This window comes from Nonomuraea ferruginea, assembly GCF_039540635.1.
Classification (GTDB): Bacteria; Actinomycetota; Actinomycetes; order Streptosporangiales; family Streptosporangiaceae; genus Nonomuraea; species Nonomuraea ferruginea.
This window is the reverse complement of record NZ_BAABFD010000031.1, coordinates 1-12,514: the sequence shown is the minus strand read 5'-3', so window position 1 is coordinate 12,514 and position 12,514 is coordinate 1. Positions and strand designations below refer to the sequence as shown.

At 71.5% G+C, this 12,514-nt stretch carries 12 protein-coding genes; 10 read left to right on the top strand and 2 right to left on the bottom strand.

What is annotated here, in order from left to right:
* Positions 1-52: 52 nt before the first annotated feature.
* Positions 53-1,003 (bottom strand): GlxA family transcriptional regulator, encoded by a 951-nt coding sequence (locus ABD999_RS40255; RefSeq protein WP_148030092.1) that lies wholly within the window; start codon positions 1,001-1,003, stop codon positions 53-55.
* A gap of 71 nt (positions 1,004-1,074) precedes the next feature.
* Here ABD999_RS40255 and ABD999_RS40250 point away from each other — a divergent pair, with 71 nt between their 5' ends.
* From ABD999_RS40250 to ABD999_RS40215, 8 genes are all read left to right on the top strand, one after another.
* A complete protein-coding gene (locus ABD999_RS40250) occupies positions 1,075-2,340 on the top strand; it encodes an MFS transporter (protein ID WP_148030093.1) in 1,266 nt (421 codons plus the stop codon).
* Complete coding sequence (locus ABD999_RS40245; protein WP_271277109.1) at positions 2,337-3,017, top strand: peptidyl-tRNA hydrolase; 681 nt, start codon at positions 2,337-2,339, stop codon at positions 3,015-3,017. Before ABD999_RS40250 ends, ABD999_RS40245 begins: the two co-directional genes overlap by 4 nt.
* A gap of 164 nt (positions 3,018-3,181) precedes the next feature.
* The gene (locus ABD999_RS40240) at positions 3,182-4,042 is read left to right on the top strand and encodes a hypothetical protein (protein WP_271277108.1); all 861 of its coding nucleotides are present in this window, start codon (positions 3,182-3,184) and stop codon (positions 4,040-4,042) included.
* A gap of 38 nt (positions 4,043-4,080) precedes the next feature.
* On the top strand, positions 4,081-6,024 hold the full coding sequence (gene ftsH, locus ABD999_RS40235) for an ATP-dependent zinc metalloprotease FtsH (protein WP_148030096.1): 1,944 nt from the start codon (positions 4,081-4,083) through the stop codon (positions 6,022-6,024).
* A 67-nt stretch (positions 6,025-6,091) separates the two neighbouring features.
* Positions 6,092-6,640: a DUF937 domain-containing protein gene (locus tag ABD999_RS40230; RefSeq protein WP_187281024.1), complete on the top strand. Its 549-nt coding sequence runs from the start codon at positions 6,092-6,094 to the stop codon at positions 6,638-6,640.
* A gap of 16 nt (positions 6,641-6,656) precedes the next feature.
* Positions 6,657-7,238 (top strand): Maf family protein, encoded by a 582-nt coding sequence (locus tag ABD999_RS40225; protein ID WP_271277107.1) that lies wholly within the window; start codon positions 6,657-6,659, stop codon positions 7,236-7,238.
* Positions 7,239-7,248: 10 nt separating this feature from the next.
* The gene (locus ABD999_RS40220; RefSeq protein WP_187281025.1) at positions 7,249-7,977 is read left to right on the top strand and encodes an EI24 domain-containing protein; all 729 of its coding nucleotides are present in this window, start codon (positions 7,249-7,251) and stop codon (positions 7,975-7,977) included.
* Between the two features lie 144 nt (positions 7,978-8,121).
* Complete coding sequence (locus ABD999_RS40215) at positions 8,122-9,567, top strand: DUF4192 domain-containing protein (protein ID WP_271277106.1); 1,446 nt, start codon at positions 8,122-8,124, stop codon at positions 9,565-9,567.
* Positions 9,568-10,476: 909 nt separating this feature from the next.
* Here the strand turns inward: ABD999_RS40215 and ABD999_RS40210 are convergent.
* Positions 10,477-10,824, bottom strand: a complete 348-nt coding sequence (locus tag ABD999_RS40210) for a hypothetical protein (protein ID WP_148030100.1) — start codon at positions 10,822-10,824, stop codon at positions 10,477-10,479.
* A 182-nt stretch (positions 10,825-11,006) separates the two neighbouring features.
* Here ABD999_RS40210 and ABD999_RS40205 point away from each other — a divergent pair, with 182 nt between their 5' ends.
* Together ABD999_RS40205 and ABD999_RS40200 are read left to right on the top strand one after the other, a co-directional pair.
* A complete protein-coding gene (locus tag ABD999_RS40205) occupies positions 11,007-11,558 on the top strand; it encodes a DUF1707 and DUF4870 domain-containing protein (RefSeq protein WP_261808380.1) in 552 nt (183 codons plus the stop codon).
* A 205-nt stretch (positions 11,559-11,763) separates the two neighbouring features.
* Positions 11,764-12,514, top strand: a 751-nt coding sequence (locus ABD999_RS40200; protein ID WP_345483176.1) for an RNA-guided endonuclease InsQ/TnpB family protein, incomplete at its 3' end; no start/stop codon positions are given.

The window sequence follows — 12,514 nt, the reverse complement described above, 5'->3', positions numbered from 1 at the left end:
GACGTGTCCACTTGACTGGCTCATGCAACTGGACGCCCTGTCCGGTTATTCCCTACTGGCGGCGGAACGTGTGCCGGTAGGCCAGGGGCGCCACGCCGACCACCGCGTGCAGGTGCTGGCGCAGCGAGACGGCGGTGCCGAAGCCGGCGCGCCTGGCCACCTCCTCCACGCCGAGGTCGGTGGTCTCCAGCAGGTGACGGGCGTGCTCGACCCGCTGCCTGGAAAGCCAGCGCGCCGGGCTCATGCCGGTCTCCTCGCGGAAGCGCCTGGTGAACGTGCGCACGCTCATGCTGGCGTGCGCCGCCAGGGCCTCCAGGTCGAGCGGCGCGTCCAGGTGGGCCAGCATCCAGGTGCGGGTGGCGGCGGTGCCGTTGCCGGTGGCGGGCGGCAGCGGGCGCTCGATGTACTGGGCCTGGCCGCCTTCCCGCCAGGGGGGCATCACGCAGCGGCGGGCCGCCCTGTTGGCCACCTCGCTCCCGTGGTCGCGCCTGATCACGTGCAGGCAGAGGTCGAGCCCGGCAGCGACGCCGGCCGAGGTGAGCACGTCGCCGTCGTCGATGAACAGCACGTCCGGGTCCAGCTTCACCCGGGGGAACAGCCTGGCGAAGCGGGCCGCGTTGCGCCAGTGGGTGGTGGCCGGGCGGCCGTCGAGCAGCCCGGCGGCGGCCAGCACGAACGCGCCCGTGCAGATCGACATCACCCGGGGCCGCCCCTGGAGCGCCTCGCGCAACTCGCCGGGGATGACGCCCTCCCGCAGGGCGGGCCCGCCGTGCACGCCGGGCACCAGCACCGTGTCGGCGGTGTCGAGCACGTCCAGGTCGTGGTCGGGGTGCACGCTGTAGCCGGCCGAGCAGCGCGCGGGGGCGCGGCCCGGCGAGCAGGTCACCACCTCGTACAGGGGCTCGCCCGACGCCGACTCGGCCGTGCTGAACACCTGTCCTGGCACTCCCAGGTCGAGCGGCGCGAACTGGTCGAGCACGACGACGGCGATCCGGTGCGGCATGGCCGGATTCTTTCACATATTGGCCTTCGGGCCACTCGTGCCCAGAAACCGCGATAAATCAGGATTGGCGGATGACCCTGACCACCCCCGCCAGGCGCGTCCGCGTGCACCGGGCCTGGTTCGTCGCGGCCGTCGCCTTCGTGGCGATCCTGGGCGCCGCCGGCTTCCGCGCCACCCCCGGCGTGCTGATCAACCCGCTCCGGGAGGAGTTCGGCTGGAGCACGGGCACGATCTCCCTGGCCGTCTCCGTCAACCTCGTGCTCTACGGCCTGATGGCGCCGTTCGCCGCCGCGCTCATGGACCGCTTCGGCATGCGCCGGGTGGTCGCCCTCGCCCTGCTGCTCGTCGCCGCCGGCAGCGGGCTCACCGTGTGGATGACCGCGAGCTGGCACCTGTTGCTGCTGTGGGGGGTGTTCGTCGGGCTCGGCACCGGGTCGATGGCCCTGGTGTTCGCGGCCACGCTGACCGACCGGTGGTTCGTGCGGCACCGCGGCCTGGTCACCGGCCTGCTGACGGCCGCCGGGGCGACCGGGCAGCTCGTCTTCCTGCCCGTGCTGGCCCAGCTCGCCCAGGGGCCGGGCTGGAGAGTGGCCTCGCTGACGGTGGCCGGCTCGGCGCTGGCCGTGGTGCCGTTCGTCTGGTGGCTGCTGCGCGACCGCCCGGAGGAGGTCGGCACGACGGCGCTCGGCGCCGACCCGGACGCGCCCCGTACCCCACCGGCCCCGGCCGCGAACGCGGCGGTGCGCGCGCTGACCGTGCTGCGGTCGGCGGCGCGTACCCGTCCCTTCTGGTATCTCGCGGGCGGGTTCGCCATCTGCGGGGCGAGCACGAACGGGCTGGTCGGCACCCACTTCATCCCGGCCGCGCACGACCACGGGATGGCCGAGCCGACCGCCGCCGGACTGCTCGCGGTGATCGGGGTCTTCGACATCGTGGGGACCGTCTTGTCGGGCTGGCTGAGCGACCGGATCGACCCCCGGGTGCTGCTCGGCGTCTACTACGCGCTGCGCGGGCTGTCGCTGATGGTGCTGCCTGCCCTGTTCGCGGCCACCCCCGAGCCCAGCATGCTGGTGTTCATCGTCTTCTACGGGCTCGACTGGGTGGCGACCGTGCCGCCGACGGTGGCGCTGTGCCGCAGCCTGTACGGCGCGGACGGGCCCGTGGTGTTCGGCTGGGTGTTCGCCTCCCACCAGGTCGGGGCCGCCGTGGCCGCCGTCGGCGCCGGGCTCGCCCGCGACCAGCTGGGCCACTACGACGTGGCCTGGTACGCGGCCGGGGCGCTGTGCCTGCTCGCCGCCGGGATGTCGGTGGCGATCCGGCATGCTGGGAAGCGATGAACGACTCAGAAGAGATGGTCCTGCCCCTGGTGGTGCGGATTGAACGTGCCGGCCCGCCCGAGCGCGCCGACGCCCTTGAGGCCGCCGCCATGGCGGTGCTCTCCCTGCTCGACGACCCGGGGGAGTGGGCCGGAGAGCTGCGCGCCTGGCAGGCGGGCCGGATCCGCAAGGTGGTGCGGCGGGCCAGGGGCGCGGAGTGGCGGCGGGCCGTCGCGCTGCCCGGCCGCACGATCGAGCACCGCACCGCCGAGGTGCGCGTGCACCCGCCCGTCCCGCTCGACGCCTGGCCCAGGGACCTGGCGAGGCTGCAGGTGTCGGGCACCGAGCTGTCCGACACCGGCGAGCCGGGCCCGGCCACTCTGCCGGTCCTGTGGGAGAACCCCGCCCTGCGCATGTCCGCGGGCAAGGCCATGGCGCAGGCGGGGCACGCCGCCCAGCTCGCCTGGTGGGCCAGCGACGCCGCCGGACGCGCCGCCTGGCGGGCGCGGGGTCTCACGGTGTCCGTGCGCACCGCCCGGCCCGCCGTCTTCTCGGCGAAGGTGGACGAGGGGCTGCCGGTGGTGCGCGACGCCGGGTTCACCGAGATCGAGCCCGGCTCGTGCACCTTCGTGGCCGACGCGCCCTGGCTCGGCGGAGACCGGATCGGACCCCGAGTCCCACCTGTTACACCAACCTGAGATGACACTTCGGTAGCAATCGCCCGCAGATGGGTCGGTTTTGTCGTACGCTCCGGTTCGTGCTCGATGGGGTTGATGAGACCAGAGGTTCCCGCGTGAGAACCGAAGACCGCCCGGGAATCCCTGCCTCGCCGCCCAGACGCTCCCGCATCGGAGACATCCGGATGGGGGCGATCTACCGGGGACTCGCCGTGGTCGCGGCGGTGGCGGTCGCCGCCGTCGGGGTGGTCCTGGCGCTTCCCTCGCGGCCGGACGAGACCGGCGCCCGGCCGGTCGCCGCGCCATCGGCCGTACCCGTCTCGTCCGGCCCGCCCACCGCCGAACCCTCCGTCGGCGCCACTGTGGGCGCCACCGCCGAAGCCACCGCGGGCGCCACCGTCGAGGCCACCGCGGGGCCGACCGCGGAGGCCACCGTCGAGCCCGCCTCGGGCGTCTCGGGCGACGATCCGGCGCCGCGCCCCACTCCCACCCCCGGCACGTCGCTCGCGCCCGGCTACACCGCGATGGAGGCCCTGTACGCGGACGAGCGCCTGCCCCGCCTGCCCGCCAAGGTCAAGCGGCTGAAGCTGCCCCGCGCCGGCAAGAGCGTCATCAAGGACAAGCGCACCGGCCTCGCCGTGCCCAACCTGCCCAAGCCCTGGAAGTCGTACGGACCCGCCCCGTTCACCAGCCGGCAGGTGCTGCCCAAGCCGAGCAAGGGCCCGCGCGGCATGCTGGTCAGCTGCCCGGTGCCGATCGAGGCGCAGAAGTCCGACCGCGACACCGCCCTGCTGGCCGCCCGGTGGACGCTCAACCACCACCCCGAGGGCTCCAAGATCCGCTGGCTCGGCTCACAGCGGATCAAGGACGGCTGGACGCTGCTCTACCAGGTCACGTACGGCAAGCGCAGCTCCCGCGCGGCCGTGATGGTCGTGGACGGCGGAATGAGCAAGCCGGGACTGGTGTTCATCACAGTGCCGGACACGCAACGCAACAGGTGGCGCGACATTCCTCACGCGATCGCCGGGGTGCGCGTCCTACGCTGAGATCATGAAGGGCGGCGATTTTGGGGAGTGACGACGCCGTGGAACGCTCTGGGGCGCCGCGATCATCGGAGAACGGCAAGACCAAGCGACCGTGGCGGGCCGAAGGGCTCCCCGGCACCCCCGGAGGCCGCCCCAAGATCAACTGGTGGCGGTTCGTGGCCACCCTGCTGGCCGTCTACGCCGTGTTCTTCCTGGTGTCGTCGTTCTTCGACAGCGGCGAGAGGGAGACGATCTCCTACACCCAGTTCACCCAGCAGGTGACCGCCAAGAACGTCAAGGAGATCTACGCCACCGGCCTGTCGGTGGAGGGCCAGCTCAAGTCGGCGGCCAACGACCCCGACAGCGGCAACCAGTCCTACACCGAGTTCCGCACCGAGATCCCCACCTTCGCCGACACCGACCAGCTCTCCCAGCAGCTGCAGACCGCCGCGGTGGAGATCAGGGCCGAGCCGCTCAGCACGGGCCGGGGCTTCTTCCTCAACCTGCTGCTGGCGTTCTTCCCCGTGCTGCTCCTGGCCGGCCTGTGGATCTGGATCATGCGGCGCGGCGCGGGCATGATGGGCGGCGGAGTCGGCGGCCTCGGCAAGTCGAAGGCCGCCAAGCCGGTCGAGGCGGGCAAGGTGCGCGTCACGTTCGACGACGTGGCCGGCATCGACGAGGTGGAGAACGAACTCGTCGAGATCGTCGACTACCTCAAGGACCCGGCCAAGTACCGCAGGCTCGGCGCCAAGCTGCCCAAGGGCGTGCTGCTCGCCGGCCCGCCGGGCACCGGCAAGACGCTGCTGGCCAGGGCCGTGGCCGGTGAGGCGAACGTGCCGTTCTTCTCGGCCAGCGCCTCCGAGTTCATCGAGATGATCGTCGGCGTCGGCGCCTCCCGCGTACGCGACCTGTTCGAGGAGGCGCGCAAGGTCGCGCCGTCGATCGTGTTCATCGACGAGATCGACGCCATCGGGCGCGCCCGCGGCGGCGCGGGCGGCATCGGCGGCCACGACGAGCGCGAGCAGACGCTCAACCAGATCCTCACCGAGATGGACGGCTTCTCCGGCGTCGAGGGCGTCATCGTCATCGGCGCCACCAACCGGCCCGAGGTCCTCGACCAGGCGCTGCTGCGCCCCGGCCGGTTCGACCGTACGGTGCAGGTCGGGCTGCCCGACGCGGCCGGCCGCGCGGCGATACTCGGCGTGCACACCCGGGGCGTGCCGCTGGAGGCGGACGTAAGCGCCGACCGGATCGCCAAGACCACGCCCGGCATGACCGGCGCCGACCTGGCCAACCTCGTCAACGAGGCGGCGCTGCTCGCCGCCAAGCGCGGCAAGGAGAAGGTCGGCACGGCCGACTTCGCCGACGCGCTGGAGAAGCTGCAGCTCGGCGCCGCCCGCAGCATCGTCATGCCGGAGGAGGAGCGGGTCAGGACCGCCTACCACGAGGCCGGTCACGCCCTGCTCGGCATGCTGCTGCCGGGCGCCGACCCGGTCAGGAAGATCTCCATCATCCCGCGCGGCCGGGCGCTCGGCGTCACCCTCTCCACGCCCGAGACCGACCGCTACGCCTACGACGAGCGCTACCTGCGCGGCCGCATCACGGGCGCGCTCGGCGGCATGGCGGCCGAGGACGTGATCTACGGCGTCATCACCACCGGCGCCGAGAGCGACCTCGAACAGGTCACCATGATCGCCCGTGGCATGGTGGGCCGCTGGGGCATGTCGCAGAAGGTCGGCCCGCTCACGATCCTTTCCAACGACGGCCAGCAGCCGCAGGCCTCGCCCGCCACGCTCGCCATCGTGGACGAGGAGGCGCGGCGGATCGTGGACGAGTGCTACGACGACGCCGTCCGCATCCTGCGCGAGAACCGAGCCAAGCTCGAAGGCATCGTGGCCGCCCTCCTGGAGCACGAGACGCTCGACGAGGACAGCGCCTACACCGCCGCCGGGCTGCGGGAGCCCGTCCTCGACGCCGAGCCGGGGGAGTTGGCCAAAAGTTAGGACGCCCCCGGACTTAACCGGGGGCCGGGCGGGGAAGGTCTCCCGGACGAGGATCAGGGGGACTGCCGTGAGACTGACCGACCGGCTGCTCGCCGAACTCGGCGATCCCGGCCTGGAGCAGATCGGCGGGATGCTGGCGACCGACGCCGGCAGGGCCCGCGACGCGATCGCGGCCGCCTCCGGGATGATCGTCGGTGGCATGGCCCGCGACGCCGAGCACCCTGACGGAGCCGAGGCCCTGCGCGCCGCGCTCGACGAGCACACCGACGCCGACCCGTTCAACGGGGACGTCGCCTCCCTGGCCCGTGACGGCCAGAACATCCTCGCGCACGTGCTCGGCGGCCAGGGCACCGAGACCGTCGCGTACGGGCTGGCCCGGCTGTCCGGCCTCGACCCGGGCGCCGTCATGCGGCTGCTGGCGCTGCTCGCGCCCATGGTGATGTCCCTGCTCGCCATCCGGGCGGGGGAGCTCGACATGACCACCGAGGAGATGGCCGCCGAGCTGGCCCGCGAGCGCGCCACCCTGCCCGACGAGCTGGCCGCCCTCCTCGCCGACGCCTTCGGCGACCTGCCCGAGCCGCACACCACCAGGGGCGCGCGGGGCCCCGCCTGGTGACGGGTAAGCTGGTCCGGTGATCGTTCTGGCCTCAGCGTCCGCCGCCCGCCTGGCCCTGCTGCGCAATGCGGGCCTCGACCCCAAAGTGATCGTGAGCGGGGTCGACGAAGACGCGTTCAGCGCTCACACCCCCGCCGCGCTCAGCCTCGTCCTGGCCAAGGCCAAGGCCGAGGCGGTCGCCGCCGGGCTGGGCGACGGCCTGGTCATCGGCTGCGACTCCATCCTGGAGCTCGACGGCCGCCCCTACGGCAAGCCCGCCACCCAGGAGGAGGCGCTCGACCGCTGGCGGATCATGCGCGGCCGCACCGGGCGGCTCGTCACCGGCCACTGCGTGATCGACGTGGCGGCGGGCAGGCAGGTCGCCGAGACCGCGACCACCGTCGTCCACTTCGGCAGCCCCTCCGAGGAGGAGATCGCCGCCTACGTCGGCACCGGCGAGCCGCTCAGTCTCGCCGGCGCGTTCAGCATCGAAGGGCGCGGCGGCTGGTTCGTCGAGGGCATCGAGGGCGACCACGGCACCGTGCTGGGCATCTCGCTGCCGCTGCTGCGCGAGCTTTTCGACGAGCTTGGTTACGCGGTCACCTCGTTCTGGCGCTAGCCTGCCGGACATGCGATCGCTGCGCGACTTCGGCTCCGGTGTCGGCTTTTTCCTGCGAGGCGTGGGCTGGGTGGCGAGGAACGGCCGGTGGTGGCTGTTCGGGCTCATCCCGGCGGTGATCGCGTTCGCCGTCTACGTGGTGGCGCTGATCCTGCTCGGCACCAACGCGCTGAGCCTCGCCGAGTTCATGACCCCGTTCGCCGACTCGTGGTCCTGGGCCCAGGCGTTCCGGGTGACGGTCGCGATCGCGCTGTTCCTCGGCGGGCTGGCGCTGGCGGTGGTGACCTTCGCGGCGATCACCCTCACCATCGGGGAGCCGTTCTACGAGAAGCTCTCCGCCAAGGTCGACGGCGTCGAGGAGGCCGACGGGCAGCCCTGGTGGCGCACCCTGCCGCGGTCCGTCAAGGACAGCCTCGTGACGCTGATGTTCGTGCTGATGTTCACCGTGCCGCTGTTCTTCCTCGGCTTCGTGCCCGTGCTCGGGCAGACCGTGGTGCCGGTGCTCGGGGCGGCCGTCTCGGGCTTCTTCCTGACGGTCGAGCTGAGCACGCTCGGCATGGAGCGGCGCGGGCTGCTCCGCAAGGACCGCTTCCGCCTGCTGCGCGGCAACCTGCCCGTGGCGCTCGGCTTCGGCGTGGCCGTGTTCCTGCTCTTCATGGTGCCGCTGGTGGCGGTCGTGGCGATGCCGGCGGCGGTCGCGGGCGCCGCACTCATGGTACGGGAGCGCCTCGCGCCGTAGTCCACAGGCGGCGCCGCTCGTCCGCAGAACCGGTTGGCGGCGCTTTCCCCGTAGATCCACAGGCGTTCGGTCGCGGTGCTGCTTGTCCACAGAACCTGTTATCGGCGCTTTCCCCGGGCCGGGCGCGCGGCACGCTCTGTGCCCATGACGACCGACATCTCCGCCACCTGCCTCACCCTCACCAGCCCGGCCGACATCCTCGCCGCCGTGCCCTATCTCGTCGGCTTCCACCCGGCCGACAGCCTCATCGTGGTCGGCCTGGCCCAGAGCCGGGCCAAGGTGGCCGCCCGCTGGAACGTCCCCATGCCGCCGGGCACCCTCGCCCCCCTGACCGCGCTGTTCCAACGGGAGGAGGTGTCCCAGGTGGTCGTCGTCGGCTACGGCCCGGGAGAGGCCGTCACCCCGGCCGTCGACGAGGCCACCGCGATCGCCGCCGGGGCGGGCGTCGAGGTGGCGGAAGCGCTACGCGCCCACGACGGCCGCTACTGGTCCTACGTGTGCGACAGCGCCACCTGCTGCCCGCCGGAAGGCACCCCGTACGACCCGCGGAGCAGCCGCGTGGCCGCCGAGGCCACCGTCCGCGGCCTCGTCGCCCTCCCCGACCGCCAGACCCTCCAACGCACCATCGCCCCGGCCACCGGCCCCGTACGTCTCGCGATGCGCCGAGCGACAGCCGACGCGATCCACACCCTGCGCACAGCCCTCACCACGACCTCCGGCGGCGCGGTCTCCGCTGTTCATCCTGTCTCTGATGGCGCGGTCTCCGCTGAGGCTGGCGCTTACGGCGTCGGGGCTGGGGCCGTCTCCGACGTCGCCGACTCGGGGCCGGGCTCCGCTGTGTCCGGCGTATCTGGCGGTGCGGTCTCTGCCGTTCATCCTGTTTCTGGTGGCGCAGTCTCCGCTGAGGCTGGCGCTTACGGCGTCGGGGCTGGGGCCGTCTCCGACGTCGCCGTTCCCGAGTCCGCCTCCGGCGTGCCCCGTGTTTCTGGTGGCGCCGTCTCTGCCTCTGATGAATTCGCCGGGGTGTTCGTGGCCGAAGGGCTCGCACGGGTCCGGGCGGCTCTGGCGCGTGCTGCCGCTGGTGACCGGCTCGATGACGCCGAGGCCGCGAGGCTGGGCCTCGCCCTCGCGGTCATCAGGGTTCGGGACGAAGCCTGGACTCTGATGGACGACTCCCACATCGGCCTGTGGAAGGACCTCACGCGTCGGCTGGAGCCCGCCTTCATTCCTCCGGTGGCGTCCCTTCTGGCCATGGCAGGGTGGCGGGCCGGTGACAGCATTCTGGCCACGATCGCTTTGGAGCGGGCCCTGGCGATCGATCCTCATTACTCGATGGCCAACCTGCTCATGCACGCCCTGCAACACCTGCTGCCGCCGGCGGTCCTCGATGGCCGGATGCCCGCCCCTGACGAACTCGACGCCGCGATGGGGGAACCCAGGGCGTCCTGGCTCCAGCCCCTCCTCGCCCTGATCGAGCACCATCCCGAGCCAGACGCGCTCCACGCGGACGATCTCGGCCCGTCCGCCTTCCCTAGTGACACGTGGCCCAGTACTGGTACTCCGGACCTCGCGGATGAGAAGACCACATGACGGTGCCGCAGGGTTGCGTCCTCGCCGAGTGAAATGACGCAGGGTGGTGCTCTCGCCGGTCGAGGTCATTGGGGGGTGTCTCAGCGAGTCCCGGGTAGTCCGGCGATGTCTACGCGTCGTGCGGGGTGTGCCTGTTCGCGTAGTTCGCGGGATGGTTCATCAGCCTGTCCGCGTGGTTCGGGATGTCTACCCCAGCAGCGTCGTGCGGGTGTGCCTGCCTGAGTGGTTCGCGAGGTGGTGTCTCAGCCTCTCCCAGGTGGTTCGGGCGATGTCTACGCCCTTCAGGATCGTGCCGGGAGATGTCTACACCTGTCAGGATCGTGCCGGGCAATGTATACGCCTGTCAGGATCGTGCCGGGTGATGCCTCAGCCTGTCTGGGTGCCCCGCCGAGTGGGATCAACGATCTCATCGTGCGTGACCTACCTGGGCGAACAGGGCTGTGCGGGTGAAGGATCGCACCGCCCTAGTGGACGCTACCAGCCAGAGTGGGTCTTAAAGGACGGTGGGGGTTGGGTCTTCTAGGACGGTGGGGCGAGTGTTTTCGCTGAGGCGGCCAGGGTGGTGGCTCAGACGGCGGGGTGCCAGTTCGGGTGGGCGACCGAGGTGGGGTGTCTTCGTCCGGCTGGGTGGCGGCGGGCCGGCAGGTCGGGGTGCCATGCTCTCGTCGCGGCGGGCGGCGCTAATGCTGCTCACCCCTTCGCGCGAGCAGAACTGCTCCCCCTTCGTGCGGGTAGTGCTGCTCGCACCCTTCGCGTGGACGGCGCTGGTTGCTCTCTTCGCGCGGACGGCGCTGCTCGCTGCCTTTCGCGTTGGGCGGCGCTAGTGCTGCTCGCTCCCTCCGCGTGGACGGCGCTGGTTGCTCTCTTCGCGCCGGGTGGTGCTGCTTGCTCCCTCAGCGCAGGGTGGCGCTAGAGTTGCTCGCCTCCTTCGCGCTTGCGGCGCTCGTTGTAGCTGCGCATGCGCTGTGGATAGCCGGTCAGCTGCACGTCATACACCGGCAGCGCCAGGTCACGGGCCACCTTGTGGATCACCGCGGGTGATCCGACCCTGCGCCGGGTCCACTCGCCGTCGTCGGCTACTGCGACCGCGGTGGTGTCCGTCGCGAAGGTCTCGGGCTCGACGTAGAACTCGACGCCGCGCCGCGACTTGGCGAAGGCGATGAGCGCTTCGATGTCGGCGTCGGTGGCCTCGCGATCGAACTTCGCGATCTTTTTGCCACGCAGCCGCCGGAGGCCGTAGCGATCTCGCCATCTCATGAGTCCTTTTTATACCGTCAAACGCTTCGGCGCGTCGGGGAAGATCTCGGGGATACATCCGGGATTCTCCCGATGCCCACGACCACCCCCGGTCGAGCAGTATGGGAAGAGACCGTTCGTATCCCGTAGGGAGAGGCATGGCTGTGATGACTGGGGTACCCACACCCTCGAGGCCGGGACAGGTGCCGCAGACTGAGCTGCGCGTCACCGACCAGGATCGGGAGCACGTCGTGGAGCACGTCAAGGCCGCCTACGCCGAAGGCCGCTTCGACAAGATCGAGTTCGACGACCGGCTGGAGCGCGCCATGACGGCGCGTACGCACGGCGACCTCATGCCGATCATGAGGGAGCTCTACGGCCCCAACGGCGTGCCCCGTTTCGCCGCGCCGCAGGCGCCCGCGCCCCGCTTCACGGCCGAGCCCGAGAGCAACGAGCGACTCGGCGCCTCGGCGGCCCACCTGCTGACCCTGGTCGGGTTCCCGATCATCGGGCCGCTCATCCTGATGCTGACGGCCGGCAAGACCTCGCCGTACATCCGGCGTCACGCGGTCGAGGCGCTCAACTTCCAGCTCACGATCACGGGGGCGTCCATCCTGCTCCCTATCACGATCATCGGTCTGGTGCTGGTGCCGGTCATCTGGGTGGTCGGCGTCGTCCTGTCCATCGTGGCGGGCGTCTCGGCCCTGTCGGGCGGCGACTACCGCTACCCGATGACGATCCGCCTGGTGAAGTGACCACCGTCGAAACGCCCGGCGAACGACCACGGACCCGCCTTCACGCGAAGGCGGGTTTTCCCTTTCCCGGCCGAGGCGCGCGGACGCGGTGTCACCGGACACCGACAGGCTGGAGGCCCCGTCCTTCAGGGCGGGGAGGAAAGCCGGAACGGCCGGACACTGCGGTCTCCCGGTTTTGTCGGTGGTGGTCGGTAGTTTGATCGGCGTGTCCCGCTACCGGCTCCAGCCGTCGCCTGCCCAGGAGGCAGGGTTGCTGGAGCACTGCGGGCACGCCCGGTATGTGTGGAATCTCGCAGTTGAGCAGCACATGCTCTGGAAGCCGGGCCGCAGGAGCGCGCCGGGGTTCGCCGAACAGTGCCGCCAGTTGACCGAGGCGCGGGCAGCGTTCGCGTGGTTGCGCACCGGGTCGATCATCATTCAGCAGCAGGCTCTGAAGGACTTCGCGCAAGCCATGGCGCACTACTTCGGCGGAACCCACAGGCGTCCGGCATGGCGCAGGCGCGGGCGGGGTGAGGGGTTCCGGATCGTCGCCGTCAAAGCGGGTGACGTGCGCCGCCTGTCCCGGCACGTGGGCGAGGTGAAGGTCCCGAAGGTGGGCTGGATCCGTTTCCGCTGGTCCCGCGCCGTCCCTGACGGGGTGAAGTCGTACCGCGTCACCCGCGACCGCGCCGGGCGGTGGCATGTGGCGTTCGCCGCCATCCCCGATCCCGTCCCGGCGCCGGGTACGGGCGAGGTCGTCGGCGTGGACCGGGGTGTGGCCGTGTCGGCCGCTTTGTCCACCGGAGAGATGCTGAACGCTCCCGGGCTGCGCGACACGGAGAAGGCGCGACTGCGGCGGCTGCTGCGCAAGCTCGCCAGGGCCACGCGCGGATCGAACCGGCGCGCCAAGGTCAAGGCCGCCATCGCCCGCGTGAAGGCGCGCGAGAGCGACCGGCGCAAGGACTGGGTGGAGAAGG

What these genes read in the sequence shown, in the direction of transcription:
- ABD999_RS40255 (WP_148030092.1), bottom strand. Translation starts at nt 1,003, where the DNA reads ATGCCGCACCGGATCGCCGTCGTCGTGCTCGACCAGTTCGCGCCGCTC.
- ABD999_RS40250 (WP_148030093.1), top strand. Translation starts at nt 1,075, where the DNA reads ATGACCCTGACCACCCCCGCCAGGCGCGTCCGCGTGCACCGGGCCTGG.
- ABD999_RS40245 (WP_271277109.1), top strand. Translation starts at nt 2,337, where the DNA reads ATGAACGACTCAGAAGAGATGGTCCTGCCCCTGGTGGTGCGGATTGAA.
- ABD999_RS40240 (WP_271277108.1), top strand. Translation starts at nt 3,182, where the DNA reads ATGGGGGCGATCTACCGGGGACTCGCCGTGGTCGCGGCGGTGGCGGTC.
- ABD999_RS40220 (WP_187281025.1), top strand. Translation starts at nt 7,249, where the DNA reads ATGCGATCGCTGCGCGACTTCGGCTCCGGTGTCGGCTTTTTCCTGCGA.
- ABD999_RS40215 (WP_271277106.1), top strand. Translation starts at nt 8,122, where the DNA reads ATGACGACCGACATCTCCGCCACCTGCCTCACCCTCACCAGCCCGGCC.
- ABD999_RS40210 (WP_148030100.1), bottom strand. Translation starts at nt 10,824, where the DNA reads ATGAGATGGCGAGATCGCTACGGCCTCCGGCGGCTGCGTGGCAAAAAG.